Below are 25,055 nucleotides of genomic sequence, written 5' to 3'. Positions count from 1 at the left end.
GGCTATATAAATAACTATGTTTAGCAAATCATTAGACACCAAAGAATACGAACGCCGGCTCTTTAGTCGGCGTATGACTGTGGCCTTTGTGTTAGTCGCCCTGATGTTGATTATTCTAGTGTGCCGATTGTTTTTCTTACAGATTGTTCAGCATGAACAGCATAGCCTGTTGTCCGATCAAAACCGCCTCGAAGTCTTAGCGATCCCGCCGACCCGGGGTCTCATATACGACCGTAACGGTGAATTGCTGGCCGGGAATTTGCCCAGTCATACCTTGAGCATCGTCGCTGAACGTACCAAGGATGTTGATGCTCTAGTGCTTGAGATTGGGGCGCTGATTGAATTATCCGATGAGCAAATTAGCCGGTTTAAAAAACGTCTGGGTCAGTATCGGCGGCCTTATGAGCCTATACCGTTAAAAATAAAACTCAGTGATAATGAAATCGCCACCCTGGCGGCGAATCGTTTTTTCCTCGACGGCTCCTTGGTCGAGGCCGAACTGATTCGCCAATATCCCTATGGCGAGGCCTTTGCGCATGTCCTTGGGTATGTCGGCCGGATCAACGAGCGGGAAACGGTTAATCTCGATAGCAGTGCCTATGCCGGCATCCGTTACATCGGCAAGCAGGGCATCGAATCGCAGTATGAACAGGAGTTGCTCGGTACGGTTGGCTATCAACGGGTTGAAACTAACGCTCGCGGACGTATTCTAAAAGTATTGGACAAGAAAATGCCGATACCCGGGGCGAATATTCATTTGCAGCTGGATCGCGCCTTACAGCAAAAAGCTTTCGATCTATTGGCCGGCAAACGCGGTGCCGTGGTTGCCATAGAGCCGAAAACAGGCGGTATTCTGGCGCTAGTGAGTCAACCGAGTTTCGATCCTAATCTCTATGTTACCGGCTTCCCATCGGTTCTTTACAATGTATTACGGGATTCGCCGGCCAAACCCTTTCTGAATCGGGCGACACGCGGTCAGTACCCCGCCGCCTCGACAATAAAGCCCTTCATTGGCTTGGCCGGCGTCGACGGGGGCTTTACCACCTGGTCCTATACCATCAACGACAACGGTTGGTTTCAGCTTCCCAATGATGATCGTATTTATCGCGATTGGAAGCGAGGTGGTCACGGTATCGTCAATCTGACCGATGCCATTGAAGAGTCGATTGACACCTATTTTTATGAAATGGCCTACAAAATGAAGTTAGAGCCGATTCACAATATGCTTAACGAGTTCGGTTTCGGCAAGACCACTTCCTGGGATATTTACAATCCGGCCTCGGGCATTAATCCATCACGTGAATGGAAAAGAGACCGGCATGGGTTTTCCTGGTATGCCGGCGACACGGTCAATCTCGGTATTGGCCAGGGCTATATGCTTGCCACCCCAACCCAGCTGGCAATTGCGACTGGCGTTTTTGCCAACAACGGTCATTGGACGACGCCGCGCCTGATGCTATACAGCAACATGCCCGACCTACTTGCCATTCCAGAACAGGCTCAGCCGGATGTGGAGCTAAATGACACGAATAATTGGGCCAAGATGCAGGATGCCATGGCCGAAGTTCTCTACGGCAAGAAGGGTACGGCCCGCGGCGCGGCAATAGGAGCACCCTATCGTTTTGCTGGCAAGAGCGGTACCGCGCAGGTAGCCGAAATTAAACGCGATGAAAACGGCGACGCCCTCGGAGATGTGCCGGATCACCTCAAGGACCACGCCCTGTTTATCAGTTATGCACCCTTCGATGACCCGCAAATTGCCTTGGCGGTCGTGATCGAGCACGGCGGTGGCGGCAGTTCGATTGCGGCTCCCATAGCGCGTGCACTACAAGACGAATACCTTTTGCGGGAGAGCCCCATTGCGCAGTGATTTCAGTCGGCAGGCAACGGACAGCAGCTTTACCAAACGGTTGGGTTTTTGGCATAAAATTCATATCGACATCTATTTGTTGGTGGGCTTGGTGGCGCTATCGATTGTTGGTTTGGTGATCCTATACAGTGCCAGTGGTGGCAATTGGCCGTCCGTTTATCGGCAGGGGCTGCGCCTGCTTATCGGTTTTGTTGCGATGGCCATCGTGGCACAAGTCGATCCGCGGTTTTTCCAACAATGGAGTGGCAGCGTATACCTAATTGGCGTCCTGCTGCTGGTGGCGGTGTTGGTCTTAGGCGCCGGCGCCAAAGGCGCCCAACGTTGGTTGGTGATTCCGGGCGTGTTCCGCTTTCAGCCTGCGGAAATTATGAAGATCGTTTTACCTATCGTTATGGCTTGGTATCTGTCGCGCCAGGCGTTACCGCCGCGAATACTAACGATAGCCATCGCAATGGTATTGCTGTTTATTCCCGTAATTTTGATTCTGCAACAGCCCGACTTGGGAACCTCAATTCTAATTGCAGCCTCAGGCATCTTTGTTATATTTTTGGCCGGTCTATCTTGGAAGTTAATAATCGCTGCGGGGGTATTGTTGATCGGTTCCTTGCCGGCATTGTGGTTGTTCGTGCTGCGTGAATATCAACAGCAGCGGGTGCTGACGTTTATCAATCCTGAATCGGATCCCCTCGGTGCCGGTTGGAATATTATCCAAAGCAAGACCGCGATCGGGTCCGGTGGATTGACCGGTAAGGGTTATATGTTGGGGACCCAATCGCAACTCGATTTCTTACCCGAAAGCCATACCGATTTTATTATCGCTGTCTTGAGCGAGGAATTTGGCTTCGTCGGGGTTATGCTTTTACTGTCTATCTATGTCATTATTATAGCCCGGGGCCTGATTATTTCGGTCCAGGCGCGCGACAATTTTTGTCGTCTCTTGGCAGGGTCTTTAACCCTGACCTTCTTTATTTATGTCTTTGTAAATATCGGCATGGTCAGTGGGTTATTACCTGTGGTTGGCGTACCCTTGCCCTTGGTTAGTTACGGGGGCACTTCGATTGTTACACTATTGGCCAGTTTCGGCATTCTCATGTCCATTAGCACCCATCGCAGAGTCTAAGCGATGATGGTCTTATTCTTGGTATCAAGGTAGTAGTTATGCGATTTGCCTGGACTGTATTTTTGTTTGTGTCTTGCTCCTTGTCGGCGCAAGATTTTACCGAATTTCCGCGTACTCAGGCGGTGGTTGAAATACTGGTTACCGAACACGGCTTTGACCGTGCTCAGGTCGAGAACTGGATGATCAGCGGCAGCTATCGCGAGGCGCCGAGTCGAAATCTGGCAGCGCCGGCAGAAACCACCAAAAAATACGCCCAATACAAACCGATGTTTCTCGGTAAAGACACCATCCGCAAGGGCCAAAAATTCGCCCTCGAATACAGTGAGTTGCTCGCCAGTGCTGAGGCCGAGTATGGTGTTCCAGTGAGCATTATTGTCGCTATTATTGGCATTGAGAGCCGCTATGGGCAATCCAGTGGTCGTCACGGTACCTTTAATTCTCTGGGCAGTTTGGCGGTGACCGAGGGTCGCCGGGCCGATTATTTTCAACGCGAATGGATACGTTTTCTCGTCATTGCTCGGGAACAGGGGCTCGATCCGCTCAAAGTCAAAGGCTCCTATGCTGGAGCTACGGGCTACCCCCAATTTATGCCCACTAGTTATCAGGCCTATGCGGTCGACCATGACAAGGACGGCGATATTGATATATGGAGCGACCCCTATGATGCCATTGGTTCGGTGGCCAATTATCTCAATGAGAATGGTTGGCGTACCGGTGCCACCATCGTCTCAAGCGCCACGGTAACAGATCCCAATTCGGCGGTTAAGGTCAATTCCTTTGACCGCAGTCGCACCTTGGCGGAAGTCGAACAGCTGGGTTGGTTCAGCGCCATTCGGGAGTCGGGTGAGGCACAGGTCTTTCCGATTCGACTCGACGCCGAAGAGGGGACCCAATATTGGCTCGGCTATCGAAATTTTTGGGTTATTTCACGTTACAATCGCGCCATCGCCTATAGCATGGCCGTTTTTCAACTCGCCGAAGCGTTAGAGCAGAAGTAATAAGGGTCTATTTATGTTCAATTTCATGCCCATCCAGTATCGTGTTAGAACGCTACTAGCCAGTGGCATTTTGGTGCTGGTCAGCGCCTGTTCAAGTGACTACATCGCCCAAGGGCAGGGCAGTGGTGTCGCTACTGTGCCGAGTAAGGCAAAAGCAAGCGCCCAAACTGCGGTCGCTGCGCCGGCAGGCCAATCCCGCTATAGCATTGCACAGGACAAAGCCCCTGTGGTTGCACTTGCCGAGCATCAGATAACGGAAACCCCTGCCCGGATGGAACCGCTCTCTTTACAGGGCAATAAAAGCCCCTACACGGTCAACAACAAGCGTTACAAGATTCTCTCCAGCGCTGAAAACTATCGTGAAGAGGGTCTAGCCTCCTGGTACGGTGCCAAATTTCACGGCCACGCGACCTCCAATGGCGAAAGTTTTGATATGAATAAGATCAGTGCGGCCCATAAGACCTTGCCCTTGCCCAGTTGGGTTCGCGTGACCAATTTAGACAATGGTAAGTCGATCGACGTGCGGATTAATGACCGGGGCCCGTTCCATGCTGGGCGCATTATCGATATGTCCTATGCCGGCGCCGTGAAGCTGGGCTTTCAGGATAAGGGCACGGCTCGAGTCCGGGTCGAAGCCATTGCCGGCTCCGTTTTAGACAGTGCATCCTATTATGTTCAAGTCGGCGCCTTTAGTGAAAAAACAGGGGCAAATGCCATGCGCGATACCTTATCCGGCGAAGTATCTGATCAGGTCGGTGTTTTTCGCGACAACTTTTATCGCGTGCGCATCGGGCCAGTCAAGTACAGCCGCGCCATTGAACTGCAGCAGCAGTACGCTAATGGTGAAATGGGCAAGCCGGTAATCGTTGCTAAGCCCTAGGCTAGGTTGGACAGATTAGCTTGGGGGGTGTAAATACCCCCCCGGCTGCTACAATGAGTTTCTTTTTGGGGTCTGCTGCTGACCAGTTAGCGGGCCATTTTGTGTCAATGCGTATCGAATTTTGGAAACCAGTGTGAACTTTAAGCGAAACATCACAACCTTCGGTCTGGTGGCCGCAAGTCTTCTCGGGTCATTGCTGCACGCGGAACCCCTTATCCCCGCGGCGCCGCAATTGGCAGCAACGGCTTATTTGTTGATCGATGCCGAAACGGGTCAGGTCTTAGTCGCGAACAACGAGCATGAAAGAATTGCGCCCGCCAGCCTGACCAAGTTGATGACCAGCTATATAGCCGAGCGGGAAATCATCGAAGGTCGCATGGAGCTCAGTGATGAGACCCTAGTCAGTGAGAAGGCTTGGCGCATGCAGGGTTCGCGGATGTTTATACAAGAAGGCAAGATGGTCAGCATCGAAGATCTGTTGCGCGGAATCGTGATCCCGTCTGGCAACGATGCCTCAGTCGCTATGGCAGAGCATATTGCCGGCAGCGAGGAGCTGTTTGTCGACCTGATGAATAAGTACGCTCTAAAGTTGGGCATGATTAATACCACCTTCGCCAATTCCCACGGTTTGTCGCCTAAAAATGGCATCGATCACTTTTCAACCGCCTATGATTTGGCCCTCCTAGCCAAGGCCATCATTTATGAAAATGCTGAATTTTATCCGATCTATTCTGAACGCAGCTTCGCCTATGGTCCGGTTGCTCCGCAACCTAATCGAAACCGCTTGCTCGGTACCAATCCCGATGTCGATGGCCTAAAAACCGGTCATACCGATGCCGCAGGCTATTGTTTAGTGGCCTCGGCCACACGTGATGGGATGCGTCTAATCAGTGTCGTCATGGGCACGCGCTCCGAAGGCGCGCGCGCCCAAGAGACACAGAAACTGTTGACCTACGGTTTTCGATTCTTTCGCACCGCAGAGCCTTTCCAAGGCGACACTGAGCTTTATTCGGCCCGTGTCTGGGGTGGCAAAGTTAAAACGCTCTCGCTCGGCTTGGTCGAGAATTTGACCCTGACCATTGCCCGTGGCACGGAAGACGCTCTAACCACACAGTTAAACATTGACCCAACCATCAAGGCGCCGATTCAGGTTGGCCAGACCTTGGGCGAATTGGTGGTCTATGTGGCCGGTGAAGAAGTCACGCGCAAGACCCTGATTGCCCTACATGAGGTAAAACGTGCCGGATTTTTTGCCCGCATATGGGATTACATTTTGTTACTGATTAGTAACTTGTTTAGCGTTTGACGCTAGGAGTACCGATGCCCCGCGAATTGGACGCTGCGCCTAAAATTGAGTTCCCCTGTGAACGCTATCTGATCAAGGTGGTGGGCGACGCCCATCCTGATTATCAGCAGTTTGTCGCCGGCGTGTTAGTGAAATACGATCCGGCGGTTACCGTTGAGAGTTTTAGTGAAAATCCGAGTAAAAATGGCCGCTTTGTCAGTCTGACAATTTGGATGCGAATCGAACAGGAAGCCCATTTGACGCTCCTGTTTGACGAGTTAAAAGTCAATCCAATGGTAAAGATGGTTCTATGATCGACAGCACGGCTGAGCATAGGGTGCGCATCCGAACTCTTGGCCGAGTGCCCTATAGTGAAACCTGGCATGCAATGCAGAGCTTCACCTTGGAGCGGGACGCCAACACGGTTGATGAAATCTGGTTGGTTGAACACGAACCGGTGTTCACCCAAGGTCAGGCCGGCAAAGCGGAACATCTGCTCGATCCAGGCGATATAGAGGTGGTCAAGGCCGATCGCGGTGGCCAGATTACCTATCACGGGCCCGGTCAGCTAGTGGCCTACGTGTTGCTCGATATGAGTCGTATCGGCTCCGACGTCCGAAAGCTGGTCAGTGCGCTCGAGCTGAGCGTGGTGAACACTCTGCAACCCTATGGTATTGTCGCGGCTGCCAAGCCTGATGCACCAGGGGTCTATGTCGGGCTGCAGAAAATTTGCTCGCTCGGTTTGCGGATCAAGAAGGGCCGCAGCTTCCACGGCTTGGCCCTCAATATCGATATGGATCTCACTCCCTTTCTGCGCATCAATCCCTGCGGTTACAGCGGCCTGCAAATGACCCAGATGGCCCACTATACTGAGTCGCCCGATTTCGTATTGATCAGTCAGCAATGGGTCGCGGCCTTCTGCGAGCTGCTCAGCATGCGCGCCGTTTGGGACTGAGCGTCAGTTGCCCCCCCCCGTTTGAGTCGTAGGCTTGCCTCCCAGGCTTAATATCTCTAATATAGCTGTATACCCATACAGTATTTTTGCCATGCAACGTAAAATCATCCATATTGACTGCGATTGTTACTACGCCGCGTTGGAGATGCGTGATTTCCCTCATTTGCGTGGACACCCTGTGGCTGTGGGCGGGCAAAGCTCACGGTCGGTGCTCTCAACCTGTAACTATGAGGCCCGGGCCTTCGGTCTGCATTCCGCGATGCCCTCTAGGCGCGCCGTGGCCTTGTGCCCGCAGGTTATTATTCAGCCCCATCGCTTCGAAATTTATCGCGCCGCGTCTGAGCAGATGATGGCAATCTTTGCTCGCTACGCCGATCTGGTAGAACCCCTTTCGCTCGACGAGGCCTATCTCGACGTGTCTGACTCACTTTGGTTTGGCGGCAGTGCCACCTTACTGGCCGAGCATATCCGCGCGGAGGTTTTTCGCGAGGTGGGTATCACCGTGTCGGCCGGCGTGGCAACCAACAAATTTTTGGCCAAGGTGGCCTCTGACTGGAATAAGCCCAATGGCATTTTCGTGGTGCCTCCGCGTCGGGTCGATGATTTTGTCAGCGCGTTACCGGTGAAAAAAATATGGGGCGTCGGGAAAAAATTCAACGAGCGACTCAATCAGATGGGAATCAAGACCTGTGGTGACCTGCAGCAATGGTCTATGCCCAAGCTGGTGCAGTTCTTTGGTAAGAGCGGTCCTTGGCTCTATCAGCGTTCACGGGGGGTCGACGAACGGGCCGTGGGACGCACCGGAACGCGCAAGTCGCAGAGTATCGAGCACACCTTCGCCACCGATTTGGCCGGCGAAGAGGAGTGCTTGAAGCAATTGCCCGAGCTCTATGCTGGGCTGATGAAACGTATTAATGATAAGAGCTGTCCACCGCTGAAAAGTGTCTTCGTGAAAGTTCGCTTCAATGATTTCACCACTACCACGATGGAGCGGCCCTGGGCATTAGACGCCCAGAGTTACCAACGGCTTTTGCAAGCAGCATGCGCCAAAAGCGCTAAGGCTGTGCGGCTGCTCGGCCTAGGCGTGCGCTTTAATGAAGCCGATTCGACCGATCAATTGACGCTCTGGGGCCCTAATGAGAGCCCGTTGCATTCGCTTTAACCGCCAGTGCGATCAATCCTGGGTGTAAATTTGCTCCATCAGTTGGCCGTTCAAGCGATGCAGGTTGTCGGCCAACTGGCTGCGCAGCGAACTATAGGCCTCAGTCTTCGCGACAAAGGGGAAGTAGTCGGCATTGGTAATAAATAGTCTAAAATCATTGGGTCGGGCCAGCCAAAACTGGCCGTAGGCCCGATACTTATCTTCTGCGTCCATGATGCTACTTTCGAGGCTTGGCACTATTTCTTCCCATAGGCCGGCGACGATTTCCTGTTTATTTTTAAAATAATAATAGATGGAGGGTGCGGCACAGCCGGCCTCTGCGGCAATTTTGCGCAGTGATAGTTTGTCGATGCCCTGTTCGGTTAAGACTTTGCGTGCGGATATTAAAATGTTTTCTTTTTTAATCATGGTTGTTTACTTCTATTGATAACACCGTTTTAAAAATTTAGCAGTGGATTCGTTCGAGCGCGAATTATGAGCGTTTATTTTTGTAACCAAGGTGACGCAAAGGATGGCAACCGAGTCGACTTTTATTACCACGACGGTGTTCAAACGCGGCAACCGCGGTAACAAAATAATCTTTGCGGCGAGGCAAATTTGGTGTGCTGTTGTTGCACAATGGCGGGCAATGGCTATAGTTTTTTACAGCGGATAAGAATGTCTAATGAGTAGGATTTAGAAGGAAATCTCCATGGCCACCATTTTAATTGTCGATGATTCACCGAGTCAGGTTGCCCATTTTACTAAGATTTTGGAAAAAAACGGTTTCGATTACCTGGTAGCCGAGGACGGCGCCAGTGGTGTTGCGCTGGCTAAAAGCGCCAAGCCGGATTTGGTCTTGATGGATGTGGTAATGCCAGAGCTGAATGGTTTTCAGGCCACTCGTAAACTGTCTCAGGATCCCGAGACTAAGAACATCCCGGTAATAATGGTCACCACCAAAGACCAGGAGACCGATCGTGTTTGGGGTCAGCGCCAAGGTGCTAGGGGGTTTATGGTAAAGCCGGTTGACGAGGAAGACCTACTGATTGAAATACAGAAATTTCTCTAGCACAGGTTGTAAGTACCAGCCTGTCCGTTTTTATTCTGCTGCGGCAAGCGTCCTGAAGACTTGATAGATACGACTCAGATTTTGCTGTTGCTGATACGACATGCTGTTTTGTAGGTTGGCCTCTATTCGGCTAATCATCGGGGTCTCCGAATCCTCGGAGATCATCTGGTTAATTGTGCTCAGATCACTAAAGTTGAGAATCTGGTAATCATATAGGCTCTGGCTGGCTCGGCTAATGCTTGCCGGTTCTTGGCTTGAAACCGGAAAGGTGGCCGCTACCCAGTTAAAGATATCACGCCTATTGCTGATGCTGACATTGTCAGACTGCAGGCTTGGAGCATTGGCTGCGCCGCCCGTTACCGCGGTCACGGCCCCGTTTTGGGCGACATTGGCGGCCATATTTTGGTTTTTCTGGTACGACAGAATCGACCCGGTATTAATTTCCATTACGCTTAGCCCCTGATTTGCATTGATCTACAGTTGAGCTTTGCAAAGGGCGTGCCGTAATCTTGGTGGGAGCTTCTCGGGTTAGCTCGGGTCAAATAGTAGACAAAAAAAATCCCCGATCTAATCGAGGATGATTTATCAAGCGAGCACTAATACTATTGATCGCGATAGTTTCGTTCTTTCATTTCTTGGCGCTGTTTTTCTTCCGCGCAAAGTGTGGCGGTTGGACGCAACAACAGGCGTTTTATGCCAATCTCTTCACCCGTGATTTTGCAATAACCAAAATCACCATCGTCGATACGCTTTATTGCCTGGTCAATTTTAGGCAATAACTTAGTTTGACGATCCAGAAAACGCAGTGACATCCTACGTTCTTCTTCGATGCTGGCTTTGTCCAGTTCATCCGGCTCATTTTCATAACTTGCCAGTTGCAGGCGCGCATTGGCCAGTGATTCTCGTACTTCAGCCGCCTGTGTGGCTAGTAGATCACGAAAGTACTCAAGTTGACCTGAGTTCATGTAATCTTTTTCTGGAGCGGCCAACAGTTGTTCTAGCGTCAGCATAGCCATCTTCCCATATATTATGCGCAAGCCTGCAGTGTTCGTTGTGCCACTGCGTGACGGCGCGATGTTCGTTTAAATAAACCAGTACCCGCTCGGCATAGTAATCGACGTCTGCCCAAAAGCCTTGGCTACAATGCAGTCGTCAAAGGACGCAGCATGATATATCATTAGGGCTTTTCTGAAAACAGATTTTTAGAAAATTTCCTGATATATCAAGACACTGGAGTTAGTGGGTATGGAGCGTGTGTTAAGACTGGTAATTTCTTGTCCCGATCGAGTGGGTATTGTGGCACGAGTCTCGGGGCTCTTAGCACAATATAATGGTAGCATTTTAGAAGCAAATCACCATGCGGATCTGGCCCAGGGCTGGTTTTTTATGCGCAACGAGATCAAGGCCAGCTCCTTGCCCTTTGGCGTTGAAAAACTCGCTGAAATATTTACCCCCATCGCTCGGGATTTGAACATGACGTTTCAAGTCACCGACACCGGCAGCAGCAAACGCATCGCGCTAATGTGCTCGCGTGACAGCCATTGTTTGGCCGATATTCTTAATCGCTGGCAGAGTGGCGATCTGCCCTGTGATATCCCCTGTGTCATCTCGAATCACGACGATCTGCGCAGCTTGGTAGAATGGCATGGCATTCCGTTTTTTCATGTTCCGGTCGATCCGGCTAATAAACAGGAGCATTTTGACGAGATCGAGCGATTGATTGCCGCTCACCAGATCGATTCCATCGTGCTAGCCCGTTATATGCAAATTATCCCCGCGGCACTTTGCCACAGTTACCCCAATAGGATTATTAATATACATCACAGTTTTTTACCCTCCTTTATCGGGGCCCGTCCCTATCACCAAGCCTATGAACGCGGCGTTAAATTGATTGGCGCGACTTGCCACTATGTCACCGCCGATCTGGATTCAGGTCCGATTATTGACCAAGACGTCGTGCGTATTACCCATCGAGATTTGGTTGAAGATATGGTGCGTCTAGGCAAGGACTGTGAAAAATCTGTGCTGGCGCGCGGGCTTAGATGGCATTTGGAAGACCGAGTCTTGGTACACGGCAATAAAACGGTTATCTTCAATTGAAAACCCACAATTCAGTCTATGTTTTTTTCTTAGCCTTGCTGTCCAGTATCCAGGCCCATGCTGCCGAGGTGAGCCCGAGTGGCCAGCTGCAGTTTCAAGGTGACTATCTTGATCGCCCTTTGGCCGATGGCAGTCATTGGCTGCTGGCCATGCCGGAGAGCCGCTTTGGCGTAACCGCGGCCGAGCCCTTAGGCAGTAGCGCTCTGATCGGCCTGTGGCAAGTCGCTATTGATCCGTTGGCCGAGGATGACGCGGTCGTGCTGCGTCAGCACCAGGCCTATCTTAATTGGCGTCAAGGAGTGGTGAGTGTGCGTGGCGGGCGCTTGGCGACGGTCGAGCAGGCGTTCTTGATCGAGCTGTCGCCCAGCCTGCTGTCGCGCAGCCAAAAGGGTCTGGCGGTTGGTGGCCTGGTGCAAGCCAGTGAGAACAGAGCGTTGCGCGTCGATTTCGCCTCGGGTGAGACCTTTATGGTGACCAGCCAGTGGGTGATTGATGAGACCCAACCGGACACTCAATGGAGCGCGGCCACGGTTGTGCGCACACCAGAAGGGGTTATCGCGCTAACCTACCGCAATGTCCCCAATGGGTCGCCCATCTGGGGTAATCTGGTGACATGGAATCTGGGCAGTTCGGCCCTTTCGGGGCTCTGGCTTTATCAGGATGAGCTCTTAGCATGGGATGTCAGCGCGCGCAGCCAGGGCCAGTCGACACAAACCTTTGTCGGCTATCGGGTCCAAGGTGCCGATGCCGGGCGCTGGTCAGCGGGACTCCAGCAAGGCCTATCGGAGTCGGTGACCGGTTTTTCTGAGATATATTGGTTGCCCACAGATCAAGACTGGCTGTGGTCGACCGGTTTTCAGATTAGATTTTAAATCATCACTGCCGACGCCATTGCAACAGCGCCGGCAACGCTCTAGAGACCGGGGAACACTGGTACGTCGATGTCTGGTAGCTGTTCGAGGCGCTCCGGTTCGGCGGCCTCGTCCAACTGCGGATATTCTTTCTTTATTCGATTATAAAAGCGTCTGATATTGGCGACATATACTACCGGCTCAGCACCGCGGGCATAACCGTACCGAGTCCAGGGGTAATAATCCTTTAATGCCAACTTCGGTAAGTGTTTGCGCACATCGATCCAGCGATCAGGGTCATCGCCCAACTTTTCGGTAATCTTGCGGGCGTCTTCAACATGGCCGGCGCCAACATTGTAAGAGGCAAGGGCAAACCAGGTTCGGTCAGGTTCCGGAATGTCGGCCGGAACCCGATTCTTGAGCGTGGTAATATACCGGGCACCGGCCTTGATGCTCTGGTCAGGATCCAGTCGATCCGTGATACCCATCTCCTTGGCAGTATCTAGGGTGATCATCATCAGCCCCCGAACGCCAGTGGGTGAGCGGGCATTGGCGCGCAAGTGACTCTCCTGATACGCCTGGGCGGCGAGCAGTCGCCAATCGAGGCCCTGCAGGTCGGCATAAAATTTAAACTTAGACAGATAAGTGGGCAGGCGGGCGGTCAAATGTTTTTCAAAGGTCAGGTTGTCGACATAATCAAATTCCAATGCGTCGCCGAAGTAACGATCGGTCATTTGGCCCAGTAAGCCGCTGCCGTCAAACAGTTCGAGGGCCTCATCGATCTGAGTCAGAAGGGTGCCATCTTCCCTCGGATTAAACAGCACACTGATCGGTCGCGCGGGCAAGTCCAGGGCGCTAAATTGTAGGTCTGGGAAGACACTCTGCTGCAACTGAAAGTCCCGCTCATCGACTAACACCTGATCGAGGTCTTGCATCTCCACTAGGGTGAACAGTTCCGCACTGATGCGCCCGGCATCATAGACGGCGCTTGCTTGCGGCGGGTTGTCGATTAGCTTGGTGGCGTCTTGATGACCCAGCGGATCGAGTAGGCCGGTCCGCACAGACTCCAGGTCGGGGTTGTCGGCAATATTGCGCGTTTTAGGGTGCACCAAGCCAATTCGAGTCATCGCATAGGGGCGACTGGCTATTACATCGTGTGTGCCGAAGCTGGTACCCGACAGCGCCATATCGACCGCGCCGGCGGCCAAAGCGCCATATAGGTCGTCGAGGTCGCGAACGGCAAATACTTGAATCGGCATATCGAGCTCGCGTTCGAGCTCAGCAATGAGATCCTTTTCGAAGCCGATAAACTCCTGGCCATTGGCCCAGAATATGCCCTCGCTTTCACGCACGGCGACGATTAGCTTGCCGCGACTCTCAATACGCTGCAGATGATTACGCCACTGCACACCCTGGGCAATAAAGACCCCGATTGTGCTGACGATTAGCATCAAAACTAATATTTTCAACCCGTTTCGGAACGGGCTAAGCCAATAAAATCTCATAGGACTCACTTCAATACGATCGCAACTGCCATTTCAGGCTAAAATCCATTACTATACCGCCCGATTTTACCACCCCTTTCCTTTCAATAGTCGATACAGGTTCTGATTGATGCTGACGCTATCTGGCAACGCCGCTTTGTCCCAATTTCGCCGACAACGGCTCACCGTTAAAATACAAACAATTTTGCCGACGATAACAGATGTATACGCTGAATTCGTCCACTTTGTCGCTGTATCTCAATCCTTGTCCGCTGCCGAGGAGTCGGTGTTGGCGCAATTGCTGCATTACGGCCCGTCGCAAGACGCTGGCCAGCAGGCAGCTGAGGCGCAGCAGCTGGCACCCAAGGACATACGCAGTCTGGGTCAGTCGGTTTGGGTCACGCCGCGCCTGGGTACCATTTCGCCCTGGGCCACCAAGGCAACCGATATCGCTCATAACAGCGCGCTGCAGAGTGTCAGCCGGATCGAACGCGGCGTGCGCTACTGGCTGGTCGGGACCGAAGCCCTCAGTGCCGGCGAACTCAAGTTGGCCGCCACTGCGCTCTACGACCGGATGACGGAAACGCCTTATTTTGCCGAGCCGGTCGAAGCCGATCTGTTTGCTCAGCATGAGCCCGCCCCGCTGGGCACAGTGGCCATTCTTACTGAAGGCCGAGTGGCCTTGGTTGAGGCCAACAAACGTCTGGGCATGGCCTTGGCGGATGATGAGATCGACTATCTGGTTCAGGCCTATCAGGGCTTGGCGCGTGACCCGTCCGATGCCGAGCTGATGATGTTTGCCCAAGCCAACTCCGAGCATTGCCGGCACAAAATATTCAATGCCGACTGGACCATCGATGGCGAAGCCTCGCCCTGGTCGCTGTTTAAAATGATCAAAAACACCTATCAGCACAACAGTGCTGGGGTTTTATCGGCCTATAAGGACAACGCCTCAGTTATAGAGGGTTTTAAGGCCGGCCGATATTATCCAGATCAAGATCAGCACTATCGCTATCATGAAGAGAACGTCCATATTCTGTTTAAGGTTGAAACCCATAACCATCCCACGGCGATCGCACCCTTTGCCGGCGCGGCAACCGGTTCCGGTGGTGAGATTCGCGATGAGGGCGCCACCGGGGCGGGCGGTAAGCCTAAGGCCGGACTGTCCGGTTTCAGCGTGTCCGATCTGCGTATTCCGGGCTTCGAACAGCCATGGGAAAGCAGCTATGGCAAACCCGGTCGCATCGTCAGCGCTTTGGATATTATGCTCGATGGTCCGCTCGGTGGCGCCGCCTTTAATAACGAATTTGGCCGGCCCAACCTGACCGGCTATTTCAGAACCTTTGAGCAGTCGGTGCCCGGCGCCAATGGCACCGAGGTACGCGGCTACCATAAGCCGATTATGATCGCTGGCGGCTATGGCAACATCAAAGAAGAACATGTCGACAAGGCTTGGGATGCCATTCCGGTCGGCGCCCAACTGATCGTCTTGGGTGGTCCTGCCATGCAAATTGGCTTGGGTGGTGGCGCCGCGTCGTCGGTCGATAGCGCCGAAGGCAATGAAGACTTGGATTTCGCCTCGGTGCAACGGCCTAATCCAGAGATGGAGCGTCGCTGCCAGGAAGTGATCGATCGCTGCTGGGAACTGGGCGCACAAAACCCGCTCGCCTTTATCCACGATGTCGGCGCGGGCGGTCTATCCAACGCCTTTCCGGAGTTAGTCGCCGATGGCGGCCGGGGCGGGCGCTTTGAACTGCGCGACATCCCCAACGACGAACCGGGTATGCCGCCCTTGGCGGTCTGGTGTAACGAATCGCAAGAACGCTATGTGTTGGCCGTCACGCCGGAACAATTGGCTACTTTCACCGCCATCTGTGAACGCGAGCGCTGTCCCTTTGCCGTGATTGGCACGGCGACCGATGATCGTCAACTGACCGTCGCCGATCGTCACTTCGACAACAACGCCGTCGATATGCCCCTGGATGTGCTCTTGGGCAAGCCGCCTAAGATGTCCCGATCCTTTAATCGTCAGCCGTTCGCAAAGGATGCCTTTTCAACCCGCAATATCAAGATCAATGAGGCGGTGGACCGGGTTATGCGCCTGCCGTCGGTAGCCAGTAAAGGCTTTTTGATCACTATCGGCGATCGTTCGATCACCGGTATGGTCGTGCGCGATCAGATGGTCGGCCCATGGCAAATCCCCGTGGCCGATGCCGCGGTAACCACCACCGGTTTCCAAGGCTTCACCGGTGAAGCCCTGGCCATGGGTGAACGAACCCCAGTCGCGTTGATCAACCCGGCGGCCTCAGGCCGATTGGCTGTGGCGGAGACCCTGACTAACTTGGCCTCCAGCGCCATCGGCGAGATGAGAAAAGTCCGCTTATCGGCCAACTGGATGGCTGCAGCAGGCCATCCCGGTGAAGACGAGGCGCTCTACGATACGGTTAAAGCGGTTGGCCTGGAGCTTTGTCCGGCCTTGGATCTGACCATCCCGGTCGGCAAGGATTCGATGTCGATGCGCACCACCTGGCAAGACGACGGCAAGACCAAGTCGGTTACTGCGCCCATGAGCGTAGTGATCACCGGTATTGCCCCGGTCACCGATGTCCGCCTGAGTGTGACCCCGCAATTTAAAACCGACGCCGGCCAGACCGATATAGTGCTGATCGACCTCGGTCGCGGGCAAAATCGGCTCGGCGGCAGTGCGTTGGCCCAGGTCTACCGCAAGGTCGGCGACGTCGCGCCGGATGTTGACGACAGCGACGATTTAAAAGCTTTCTGGGCCGTGATTCAAGGTCTGCTCGGCGACAAGCTGATCCTGGCCTATCACGACCGTTCCGACGGTGGCGTCTTTGCGACCCTGGTCGAGATGGCGTTTGCCGGTCGCACCGGTATCGATATCGACACCGACCGCTTCTCCGATAACGACCCCATTGCCGCTTTGTTTGCCGAGGAGCTGGGCGCGGTTATCCAGATTCGGCGGGGCGATACCGAGGCGGTGTTAGCGCAATTTACCGCTGCTGGCTTGGGTGACTGTACGGCCGTTATCGGTCAGCCGAACGATGACGATTTCGTCCGTGTGTTGGCCGGCGGGGATGAATTCTATGTCAAACCCCGCACCCATATACTGCGTCAGTGGAGCGAGACCAGTTACCGGATGCAGGCTTTGCGTGACAATCAGGATTGCGCACAGCAAGAATACGATCGCTGGCTCGATGCCAACGACCCAGGCCTGTTCGAGTCGTTGAGCTTCGATTTGAACGCCGACATTAGTGCACCCTATATCAGCACTGGTGTACGGCCCAAGGTGGCGGTACTGCGCGAACAGGGCGTCAATGGCCAAATTGAGATGGCGGCAGCCTTTGATCGCGCCGGCTTCGACTCGGTCGATGTCCATATGAGCGACATACTGGCGCAACGGGTCAAGTTGCAGGACTTTAACGGCTTAGTGGCCTGTGGAGGCTTCTCCTACGGTGATGTGCTCGGTGCCGGCGAGGGCTGGGCCAAATCGATACGCTTTAATGAGTCGGCCAAAAAGCAGTTTGAAACCTTCTTTGCCGGGTCGAATAACTTTGCTCTGGGCGTCTGCAACGGTTGCCAGATGCTGTCCAATTTGCGTGAGATCATCCCCGGTTCCGATCTTTGGCCGCATTTCGTGCGTAACCAATCGGAACAGTTTGAAGCGCGCACCGTGATGGTCGAGATTCCGCAGTCGCCATCGATCTTTCTGGCTGGTATGGCCGGTTCAAAATTGCCGATCGTGGTCGCCCATGGTGAGGGTTTGGCGGAATTTCGCGATGCCCAGCACCTGGATCAGGCGCTCAACAGTGGTCTGGTTGCGCTACGTTATATCGATAACCAAGGCCGGGTCACCGAGTCTTACCCGTTAAATCCGAACGGGTCTGCGGCCGGAATGAATGGCTTTACCACGCCAGACGGTCGGATCAGTATTATGATGCCGCATCCAGAACGGGTCTTTCGCACGGTCACCAACTCTTGGCAGCCGAGCAATTGGCAAGAAGATGGCGCCTGGCTGCGGATGTTTCGCAACTCTCGCGTCTGGTTAGGGTAGATCGATCTGGCCTTGTATAGCGGGTTGATAGCGGGTTAGAACGAGGCTGAATATGATCGAATTAGTGGTCCTATGTGCGTTAACCCTGCTGGTGCTCGTTGGCGTGGGACTCCTGTTCACCTTTGGCAAGGCCCCGGTGTACCGGCCCGATATCGATCAGATCCAAGGTTTGCTCACTCGTTTGCTCGAGCAGCAGCTAGCGGACCCGGAGTGGACCCTGTTTTTAGCCATGCCGATACGCCACGATGCTGCCCTCGATGCGCTGCGCCAGCGCTGCAATCAGGTCCAGGAGCAATACGGTCTGCGCGCGCGCGAGGGTCCAGTTCGGCTGACGGAAGCTGGGTTAATCAAGATTCGCTTTTTGTTACATCAAATCGAGCAGGCCGGAGCGCGCAGCTTTTAAGGCCGACCAACGTTTAAACCCCAAACCCCGACCAACGTTTAAACCCCAAACCCCGACCAATAATTAAACTCGTTTCAATTTCGGCCGCTACTTTGCTCGCAACGGGCTAAACTATGGTTTAGCATTGCAAATTGACCACGGAGCCGCCCGATGAGACTATTTACCCTGCAATGTGCCATGCTGTTGGTGCTCACCTGTACCTTCGCCAATGCAGAAATTCGCTCGACCGAGGCGCCCCAGTCGCGCATTATCAATGGCCAAGCAGCCGGTTCGGGGAGCGATTCTTTTGTCACCCTGATGACCAAATATGAGTGGGCACCCGGTGAGTTTCATTGGAACCCGATCTGTGGGGGCAGCTATCTAGGGGCGGGCACCGTAGTCACCGCAGCCCATTGTTTAAAGGGACTTGAAGTAGACGATTTCATGCTGCTGGTGGGCGATAACTCGGCACTGATGCAATACGAATACTGTTTTGATGAGCTTGGCGCGGCCGACTATGGCTGTGTTACTCGGGCGAGCAAAGAAGAATGTGTCGCCGGCTACCATTACACCGGGTGGGTGGCCTTTAGCGGTGATGACAGTCAATTGCTCCGAGCAGCCAGCACGATCATCCATGAGGGTTACAGTGCAAGGCAGTATACCAACGACATCGCCCTGATCCAGCTCACCACCAGCCCGACCAACAGTGCCATCAATCTGCCCCAGTCCACCGATGAATTTGCCAGCCTGGCGGCCGGTAGCGATGAGTATTCGGTGAGGGTGCTGGGTCACGGCGATACCCTGTCTGACACCCTCGATTCCTTCGAAGGCAGCCCCGCGCTGCTGGAAGTGAATATCACCCCCCGCAGCGACGCTGTTTGTCAGCAAGCAGAGCCGGCATTTAATAGTGCAACCATGGTCTGCGCCGGCGATCCGAGTCGCGACTCCTGTCAAGGTGACAGTGGCGGACCCCTGTTTAACCCCCTAACCAACACGCTGCTGGGTGTGGTGTCCTTCGGACCACTTCATTGTGGTTCTAGCGTTGCCGGCAATTATGGGGTGTATAGCGATGTTTTTGCGCTCAAAGAATGGATAAATGACGAGATGATTGAGATTCGCAGTGCCAATGTCGCGGTACCGCGTAATCTTGCCCCACAAGACCGAACGCCGTTTTATGCACCGCGCGGTTCAACCCAACGCGTTGCCTTGACCAATAGCTGCGAGGTGACCGTGGCCACCGTGGCGGAAGACGGCACCATTAATAGATTAGGTGGCAGCTTGAGCCTTTGGCTGCTGTTGGCCAGTACCGGACTGTTATGGAGAAAAAGACGATGAAACAACTGTTAGCCGGCCTGGCGTTGTTACCACTGCTGTCCTGTAGCACCTTGGTGACTCAGGTTAACTCCGAAACCCTACTATTTAACCCGGTGGTCACCGCGCAGCGACTCGAAGTCTCGGTGCTGTCCAACGGCTGTACCGAGGCGGACCAGTTTTATCTGAAGTTTAACCAGGATGTGATTGAATTGCGCCGTACTGAGCCCGATCTGTGCCGCGGTGCCGCGCATCTGGTGCGTCTGGCGTTCAGTTATGATTTTGGCCCGGGGGTGTATCGCTTTAAAAACAAGACCCGATTCAGCGACCGGGTTGTGCGTTAGCTAGCTTCGCATCACCACTTCATCGACCGAGTTGCGAATACTCAAGAAGCTATCGAGTCGACGCTGCAATATTCTGCCGCCGTCTATGGCCACCTTGACGCCGCAGTTCGGCTCATGGGTGTGGGTGCAATCGTTAAACTTACAGTGCGCCGCGTACTGATCGACATCGGGAAAGCCCCGCGCCAAGTCGTCTGGGTTGGTGTGCCACAAACCAAATTCCCGGATGCCGGGGCTGTCGATCAGCTGGCCGCCGCTCGGGATATGATAGAGTTTGGCGGTCGTTGTGGTGTGCCGGCCTTTGCCGGTTGCCTCTGAAATCTCGCCGATGCGGATTTCCGCCTCGGGCAACAGTTCGGCGATAATCGATGACTTACCCACGCCAGACTGGCCAACAAACACCGAATTACCCTCCGCCACCAGAGCCTGAATGGTTTTAAGGCCGTCTGGGTCCTTGATCGAGGCGATCACCGTCTGATAGCCCAGGTCTTCATATTGCTTTAACTCCAGCTGCATCTCTGGGGCCTGATCGATTAGATCGAATTTATTGAGCAAGATGACCGGCATGATATCGTCGTGCGCGGTGGCGACCAAATAGCGATCGATCAGGTTGACCGGCGTCCGCGGCGCGGGGGCGACGACAATGATGATGCGATCGATATTGGCCGCCACCGGGCGCAGTTTACCGCGCGCATCGGGGCGCGTGAGGATCGTGCGGCGCTCTTGCACCGCGCTGATGATACCGCGCTCACTGTTCTGGGTGTCGCTGTGCCAGATAACCTGGTCGCCGGTAACCAAGACCGGCAGATTGCTGCGCACATGGCAGCGCACCAGCTCACCGGTACTCGCTTCAACATCGATGGTGGCCCCAAAATGCGCGACAATTAGGCCACTTTGGGGTTCGCCCAGGGAGCCAGACTCGATCTTCTGCTCGATAAACTGGTCTTTCTTTTGGACACGGGAAAGGCGTTCTTGCTGCACCTTATCGATCCGGAACTGCTGTTGGCGGGTTAGCTTTCGTTTACTCATGCGGCCCTAGGGTTCGGAATCGGTTATACTGAACGATTAATTATACTCCCCTTCATTGCCTAAAGGTTGCGCCTGATGGATAAAAAAACCAATTTGATCTGGATAGACTTAGAAATGTCCGGCTTGAAACCCGAAACCGACCAAATCCTTGAGATAGCGACCCTGGTTACCGATCAGGATCTCAATATTATTGCCCGCGGTCCGGAATTGGTGATTCATCAACCCGAGGCTGTTCTAGCGGGTATGGATGAATGGTGTACCGACCATCATGGCGCCTCCGGGCTGACCGAAAAGGTGCGCACCAGCACTATAAGTCTCGCCCAAGCCGAGGCGCTGACCGTGGCCTTTCTGGAGGATTGGGTTGAGCGGGGCGAGTCGCCTCTGTGTGGCAATTCGATCTGGCAAGATCGTCGTTTCCTGATCAAGTATATGCCCGATCTGGACGGCTATTGTCACTACCGCAATATCGATGTCAGTACCCTGAAAGAGTTGGCCAAGCGCTGGCGGCCTGAGGTCTTGGCGGGGGTTAATAAGAAAGGCAGTCACCGGGCCTTAGATGACATCATCGAATCGATTGAAGAACTCAAGCACTACCGCAGCGAATTCATTCAGCTGGCATAAGCGCTCCGCCGGTCCGCTACAGGGTGCTGTACAGACGCCCGACATGATTCTGGAAGTGCTCCAGGAACAGTCGGGTTTTTAACGGCAGTTGCCGGCTTCGATACAGCACGCTGAGGGTGTCGGCCACGGGTCGCTCGTTAAAGGTCAATGCCGTCAAAGCGCCCTGGCGCACATAGGGCTCGGCCAAGTAATTGGCCAGTCGCACTGCGCCCAAGCCGCGGATGGCGGCCTGCAGCCTCATATCCGGACTGTTCAACGTCAGCCGCCCCTGTACCGCGATGGTGTGAATCTGCTGGTCTTGACGAAACAACCACTCATCTTCACCCGACTGTAAAATACATTGGCAATGGCGGATGTCGTCCAGCGTCTTGGGTGCACGGTTAAGGCAATGACTGGCGATATAGATATTATGCGGGATACTCATTAACGAACGACCGATCCAGTCACTGGCCGGTAGCGGTTGTTGGTGGAGCAGAAATTGTAGGTCGTACTGGCTGTCGGGTGCCGGCGTGGCGCCATTGTATTGGGTGCCGCAGAAGCTGATCAACGACCAGGTCTGCAAAAACTCGGCAATCAGTTCCGCCATCTGAGCGGTAAACAGCTCTTGCGGCCAGAGAATGGTCAGCTGGCCCTTGGGTTGGCGCTGATACGCGCCGATGCTGTGCTGAATGTCGCCCAGTTCGGATAGCAGGTCCTTCGACTGCTCGTACAGTTCACGACCGGCTTCGGTTAGATCGAGCCGACGGGTGGTGCGCTCAACCAACTTAACCCCGAGTGTTTGTTCAAATTCACTCAACTGGCGAGATAGAGTCGACTTAGGCTTGCCTAGTACCATGCCGGCTCGGGTTATAGAACCCTGCTTGATGATTTCGACGAACAGTACCAACCCATTCAGATCCATGATGCACCCGCCATTGTCTCGAAAATGAGACAGTTTAGAGTATCGGCGAGAATTAGCCACAATTCATCGAATGGTCTGGCCTAGGCGGCTCAGCGCTGAATCAAGCCAAGCGATCTTCGACGGCTTGAATCTTGTCACCAATGGTTTGGTCCTTGTCGGTTCGGGTGCCGACCTTGATGGTCGACGAGATTCGTACGATGCCGCTGTCGTGCAGCGCCTGATGACAGGCCTTAATCGCACCAAAGACCTGATCCCATTCGCCATAGAGGTTGGTGCCATAGCCGTGCAACTGCAGCTCTACATCAAAGCTCTGCAAGACCCGGTGGCAGGCGGCAATTTCATCGGCCACCGAGATTTGTTGATTAAAGGGGATAACGCAAAGGTCGGCCATGCATTTCATTATCAGTCTCCAGTGGCGGTGTCATCGCCCGATTCCGAACGTTCCGGGAGCGGCCAGCCGCCGAGGGTCTTCCAGCGATTGATCATCCGGCAAAACAACTCAGCCGTTTTACGGGTGTCGTATTCGGCGTTGTGGGCTTCTTTGGTGGAAAATTCGATCTCGGCCGTATCGCAGGCTTTTTTCAACACCGTTTGGCCATAGACCAAAGCGGCCAGAGCCGACGTGTCGAAGGTCGAGAAGGGATGGAAGGGGTTGCGTTTGGTGCTGGCCCGGTCGGCCGCGGCCATGACAAAGTTGTGATCAAAGGTGGCGTTGTGACCCACTAAAATGGCGCGCTTGCAACCGTTGGCCTTCATGCCGGCGCGGACCATCTTGAATATTTCAGCCAGGGCCTCGCCCTCATCAACGTCTTCGCGCAATGGGTGAAACGGATCGATGCCGGTAAATTCTAACGCGGCCCTTTCGAGGTTGGCGCCAGCAAAGGGTTTAACGTTAAAGAAAATACTCTCATCGGGCAGGAGCCAGCCGCTGCTGTCCATCTTTAGGGTTACGGCGGCAATTTCCAGTAAGGCATCGGTCTGGGAATTGAAACCGGCCGTTTCGACATCGATGACAACCGGATAGTAACCGCGGAATCGTTCGGACAGTTCGTTCTCTGGGGCATTAATGGTCACATACACTCCGAAATAGCGGGCTAAAGGCACAAATTAAGCGCACATGTTAATGATTTGTCTTAGAAATGTAAGGGGTAATGCACTTTGATGGGCTGGGCCGGCACGCTGCCAGGCGCATTCCTTATCGCATTCGACATTGCATTCGACATTGCAACTTGGACGCTGGAAAAATAAGCCGGTAGGGTGGATTCACATTGCTAAGGCTTTTTGTTGGTGTAAAGAACCAAACTGGCCTACACCTTGCAGTATCTTGATCTAATTCGGAGTTATAGAGATGAAGCGGCAGGCTATGGCCAACTACAGACAGATTTTTTCCTCTTGCATGGCCGGTCTTCTGGCCTGTGTTGCCGCTAACAGTCAAGCGGCCAACCTGGGTACCGGCCTAACCAATACCGAGTGGCGCATCGATGCATCGGAGTTTTACTGTAAGTTTTATCAGCCGATCCCGCAATACGGTTTGGCGGTATTCTTTCAAGAAGCCGGTGATACCTTGGAATTTTATTTGGAATCGACGCGCAATCTAATGGCCGAGGGCCAGGCCGCGCTGACGATCGAGGCACCGGCTTGGCGTTCCAGCGCACTAACCACCGAGCTTGGCTATTCCAGAGTGATCGATCGAAAATTTCCCATTCGCGTCGAGACGGCGCGAGCGGGTCGGATGATGGACGAGCTCACGGCGGGTATGGCACCGACTCTGACCCGCAAGGCCAAGTTCGGTGACGATCTAATCCGACTGCAGATCTCGCCGGTTAATTTTAAAAGCTTCTACAACGACTACCTGGCCTGTCAAACCGGATTGTTACCGGTCAATTTTCGCCAAATAGAACGCACGTCGGTCCTCTTTGGCGGCGGCGGAGCGCGTTTGGACTCTCAGGCCACGGCCATGCTCGACAATATTGTTACCTATATGAACGCCGATAGTCTGGTTTCAGCCCTGTTTATCGACGGCCACAGCGATGGCCAAGGGGAACGTTATAACAACAGGCGTCTGTCTGAAAAACGTGCGGTCAAGGTAACCGACTACCTGGTCAATGCAGGCATTGACGCGGCGATAATCGTCACCCGTTATCACGGCGAGCGTTACCCGATCGCCACCAATGCGACAGCAGCCGGGCGTCGGCTCAACCGTCGTGTGACGGTGCAGTTTGAGCGCATCACCGGTGACCCGGATGATCCGTTGCGCGACCTACCCAATTTTGAGGCGAAATAAACCATGACCGTTTGGCAGTCCTTGCTTGCTCAAAAAGAGGTTGTCCGCTCGCTCCATATCGAAGCCGGCGAACTGATCTATTATCGGCCCAGCGGTGCCATTACTCATGTGGTGATCGATGAATTGTCACGCGCCGAATTACGCCAAATTAATCATCAGCTGTATTGGTATCTGCTCGATCAAAACGGCTCCTTTGCCTTGATTCCCGAGGCATGTCCACAATTTGGTCTGCTGCGCCGCTATCTATTGTCCTTTCGTGGTTTCAACTACGACGGTCTGCTGCGCTTCGACCCCAGCATCGACCAACGCCTATTGCTGTGGTCTATGACCGATCAACGGGTGGCCTAAGCACCGCCCC

Annotated in this window: 26 protein-coding genes; 18 read left to right on the top strand and 8 right to left on the bottom strand. The window is 53.8% G+C overall.

Going from position 1 to position 25,055, the window contains the following annotated elements:
- Nucleotides 1–16 precede the first annotated feature (16 nt).
- The 8 genes from mrdA to dinB all read left to right on the top strand — a co-directional run bounded on the left by mrdA (nt 17) and on the right by dinB (nt 8,270).
- Entirely contained in the window at nt 17–1,870 is a 1,854-nt protein-coding gene (gene mrdA, locus REIFOR_RS13135) for a penicillin-binding protein 2 (RefSeq protein WP_100257996.1), read from the top strand.
- Nucleotides 1,860–2,990, top strand: coding sequence for a rod shape-determining protein RodA (gene rodA / locus REIFOR_RS13130; protein ID WP_100257995.1), 1,131 nt, complete (start codon nt 1,860–1,862; stop codon nt 2,988–2,990). Before mrdA ends, rodA begins: the two co-directional genes overlap by 11 nt.
- A gap of 38 nt (nt 2,991–3,028) precedes the next feature.
- Complete coding sequence (gene mltB, locus REIFOR_RS13125; RefSeq protein ID WP_100257994.1) at nt 3,029–3,988, top strand: lytic murein transglycosylase B; 960 nt, start codon at nt 3,029–3,031, stop codon at nt 3,986–3,988.
- Nucleotides 3,989–4,001: 13 nt separating this feature from the next.
- Nucleotides 4,002–4,868, top strand: a complete 867-nt coding sequence (locus tag REIFOR_RS17145) for a septal ring lytic transglycosylase RlpA family protein (protein WP_100257993.1) — start codon at nt 4,002–4,004, stop codon at nt 4,866–4,868.
- A 133-nt stretch (nt 4,869–5,001) separates the two neighbouring features.
- Nucleotides 5,002–6,174, top strand: coding sequence for a D-alanyl-D-alanine carboxypeptidase family protein (locus tag REIFOR_RS13115; protein ID WP_227003689.1), 1,173 nt, complete (start codon nt 5,002–5,004; stop codon nt 6,172–6,174).
- 14 nt (nt 6,175–6,188) lie between these two features.
- Nucleotides 6,189–6,467 carry a YbeD family protein gene (locus REIFOR_RS13110; RefSeq protein ID WP_100257991.1) on the top strand — a complete coding sequence of 93 codons (279 nt, stop codon included), beginning with the start codon at nt 6,189–6,191 and terminating at the stop codon, nt 6,465–6,467.
- A complete protein-coding gene (lipB, locus tag REIFOR_RS13105; RefSeq protein ID WP_100257990.1) occupies nt 6,464–7,108 on the top strand; it encodes a lipoyl(octanoyl) transferase LipB in 645 nt (214 codons plus the stop codon). Before REIFOR_RS13110 ends, lipB begins: the two co-directional genes overlap by 4 nt.
- Before the next feature lie 91 nt (nt 7,109–7,199).
- Nucleotides 7,200–8,270 (top strand): DNA polymerase IV, encoded by a 1,071-nt coding sequence (dinB, locus tag REIFOR_RS13100; RefSeq protein WP_100257989.1) that lies wholly within the window; start codon nt 7,200–7,202, stop codon nt 8,268–8,270.
- A 12-nt stretch (nt 8,271–8,282) separates the two neighbouring features.
- Here dinB and REIFOR_RS13095 read toward each other — a convergent pair whose 3' ends face one another.
- The gene (locus REIFOR_RS13095; protein WP_100257988.1) at nt 8,283–8,678 is read right to left on the bottom strand and encodes a TetR/AcrR family transcriptional regulator; all 396 of its coding nucleotides are present in this window, start codon (nt 8,676–8,678) and stop codon (nt 8,283–8,285) included.
- A 283-nt stretch (nt 8,679–8,961) separates the two neighbouring features.
- Between REIFOR_RS13095 and REIFOR_RS13090 the strand changes: the two genes are divergently transcribed.
- On the top strand, nt 8,962–9,321 hold the full coding sequence (locus REIFOR_RS13090) for a response regulator (RefSeq protein ID WP_100257987.1): 360 nt from the start codon (nt 8,962–8,964) through the stop codon (nt 9,319–9,321).
- 30 nt (nt 9,322–9,351) lie between these two features.
- Here REIFOR_RS13090 and REIFOR_RS13085 read toward each other — a convergent pair whose 3' ends face one another.
- Together REIFOR_RS13085 and REIFOR_RS13080 are read right to left on the bottom strand one after the other, a co-directional pair.
- Complete coding sequence (locus tag REIFOR_RS13085) at nt 9,352–9,768, bottom strand: hypothetical protein (RefSeq protein ID WP_100257986.1); 417 nt, start codon at nt 9,766–9,768, stop codon at nt 9,352–9,354.
- 155 nt (nt 9,769–9,923) lie between these two features.
- Nucleotides 9,924–10,331 (bottom strand): TraR/DksA family transcriptional regulator, encoded by a 408-nt coding sequence (locus REIFOR_RS13080; protein WP_100257985.1) that lies wholly within the window; start codon nt 10,329–10,331, stop codon nt 9,924–9,926.
- 235 nt (nt 10,332–10,566) lie between these two features.
- On the opposite strand from REIFOR_RS13080, the gene purU reads away from it, so the two are divergent.
- Both purU and REIFOR_RS13070 read left to right on the top strand, forming a co-directional pair.
- Entirely contained in the window at nt 10,567–11,421 is an 855-nt protein-coding gene (gene purU / locus REIFOR_RS13075) for a formyltetrahydrofolate deformylase (protein WP_100257984.1), read from the top strand.
- Nucleotides 11,418–12,293, top strand: a complete 876-nt coding sequence (locus REIFOR_RS13070) for a hypothetical protein (RefSeq protein WP_100257983.1) — start codon at nt 11,418–11,420, stop codon at nt 12,291–12,293. The genes purU and REIFOR_RS13070 overlap by 4 nt, the downstream gene beginning before the upstream one ends.
- 41 nt (nt 12,294–12,334) lie before the next feature.
- Here REIFOR_RS13070 and mltF read toward each other — a convergent pair whose 3' ends face one another.
- Nucleotides 12,335–13,741 carry a membrane-bound lytic murein transglycosylase MltF gene (gene mltF, locus REIFOR_RS13065; RefSeq protein WP_158524383.1) on the bottom strand — a complete coding sequence of 469 codons (1,407 nt, stop codon included), beginning with the start codon at nt 13,739–13,741 and terminating at the stop codon, nt 12,335–12,337.
- A 145-nt stretch (nt 13,742–13,886) separates the two neighbouring features.
- Here mltF and purL point away from each other — a divergent pair, with 145 nt between their 5' ends.
- From purL to REIFOR_RS13045, 4 genes are all read left to right on the top strand, one after another.
- Nucleotides 13,887–17,828, top strand: a complete 3,942-nt coding sequence (gene purL, locus REIFOR_RS13060; RefSeq protein WP_100257981.1) for a phosphoribosylformylglycinamidine synthase — start codon at nt 13,887–13,889, stop codon at nt 17,826–17,828.
- A 52-nt stretch (nt 17,829–17,880) separates the two neighbouring features.
- Entirely contained in the window at nt 17,881–18,231 is a 351-nt protein-coding gene (locus tag REIFOR_RS13055; protein ID WP_100257980.1) for a hypothetical protein, read from the top strand.
- Nucleotides 18,232–18,381: 150 nt separating this feature from the next.
- The gene (locus REIFOR_RS13050) at nt 18,382–19,545 is read left to right on the top strand and encodes a S1 family peptidase (RefSeq protein ID WP_100257979.1); all 1,164 of its coding nucleotides are present in this window, start codon (nt 18,382–18,384) and stop codon (nt 19,543–19,545) included.
- Nucleotides 19,542–19,865, top strand: a complete 324-nt coding sequence (locus tag REIFOR_RS13045; RefSeq protein ID WP_100257978.1) for a hypothetical protein — start codon at nt 19,542–19,544, stop codon at nt 19,863–19,865. The genes REIFOR_RS13050 and REIFOR_RS13045 overlap by 4 nt, the downstream gene beginning before the upstream one ends.
- Here REIFOR_RS13045 and rsgA read toward each other — a convergent pair whose 3' ends face one another.
- On the bottom strand, nt 19,866–20,891 hold the full coding sequence (rsgA, locus tag REIFOR_RS13040) for a small ribosomal subunit biogenesis GTPase RsgA (RefSeq protein ID WP_100257977.1): 1,026 nt from the start codon (nt 20,889–20,891) through the stop codon (nt 19,866–19,868).
- 75 nt (nt 20,892–20,966) lie between these two features.
- Here rsgA and orn point away from each other — a divergent pair, with 75 nt between their 5' ends.
- Entirely contained in the window at nt 20,967–21,512 is a 546-nt protein-coding gene (gene orn / locus REIFOR_RS13035; RefSeq protein WP_100257976.1) for an oligoribonuclease, read from the top strand.
- A gap of 16 nt (nt 21,513–21,528) precedes the next feature.
- Here orn and REIFOR_RS13030 read toward each other — a convergent pair whose 3' ends face one another.
- The 3 genes from REIFOR_RS13030 to rnt all read right to left on the bottom strand — a co-directional run bounded on the left by REIFOR_RS13030 (nt 21,529) and on the right by rnt (nt 23,493).
- A complete protein-coding gene (locus REIFOR_RS13030; RefSeq protein ID WP_100257975.1) occupies nt 21,529–22,413 on the bottom strand; it encodes a LysR family transcriptional regulator in 885 nt (294 codons plus the stop codon).
- Nucleotides 22,414–22,513: 100 nt separating this feature from the next.
- Nucleotides 22,514–22,813, bottom strand: a complete 300-nt coding sequence (locus tag REIFOR_RS13025; RefSeq protein ID WP_100257974.1) for an MTH1187 family thiamine-binding protein — start codon at nt 22,811–22,813, stop codon at nt 22,514–22,516.
- Between the two features lie 2 nt (nt 22,814–22,815).
- Entirely contained in the window at nt 22,816–23,493 is a 678-nt protein-coding gene (gene rnt, locus REIFOR_RS13020; RefSeq protein ID WP_227003688.1) for a ribonuclease T, read from the bottom strand.
- A 283-nt stretch (nt 23,494–23,776) separates the two neighbouring features.
- Between rnt and REIFOR_RS13015 the strand changes: the two genes are divergently transcribed.
- Together REIFOR_RS13015 and REIFOR_RS13010 are read left to right on the top strand one after the other, a co-directional pair.
- Entirely contained in the window at nt 23,777–24,697 is a 921-nt protein-coding gene (locus REIFOR_RS13015; protein ID WP_227003687.1) for a flagellar protein MotY, read from the top strand.
- A gap of 3 nt (nt 24,698–24,700) precedes the next feature.
- Complete coding sequence (locus tag REIFOR_RS13010; RefSeq protein WP_100257973.1) at nt 24,701–25,045, top strand: hypothetical protein; 345 nt, start codon at nt 24,701–24,703, stop codon at nt 25,043–25,045.
- Nucleotides 25,046–25,055 lie beyond the last annotated feature (10 nt).

Origin of the sequence: Reinekea forsetii (assembly GCF_002795845.1) — a bacterium.
Classification (GTDB): domain Bacteria; phylum Pseudomonadota; class Gammaproteobacteria; order Pseudomonadales; family Natronospirillaceae; genus Reinekea; species Reinekea forsetii.
This window is presented reverse-complemented; position numbering and strand designations above follow the sequence as displayed.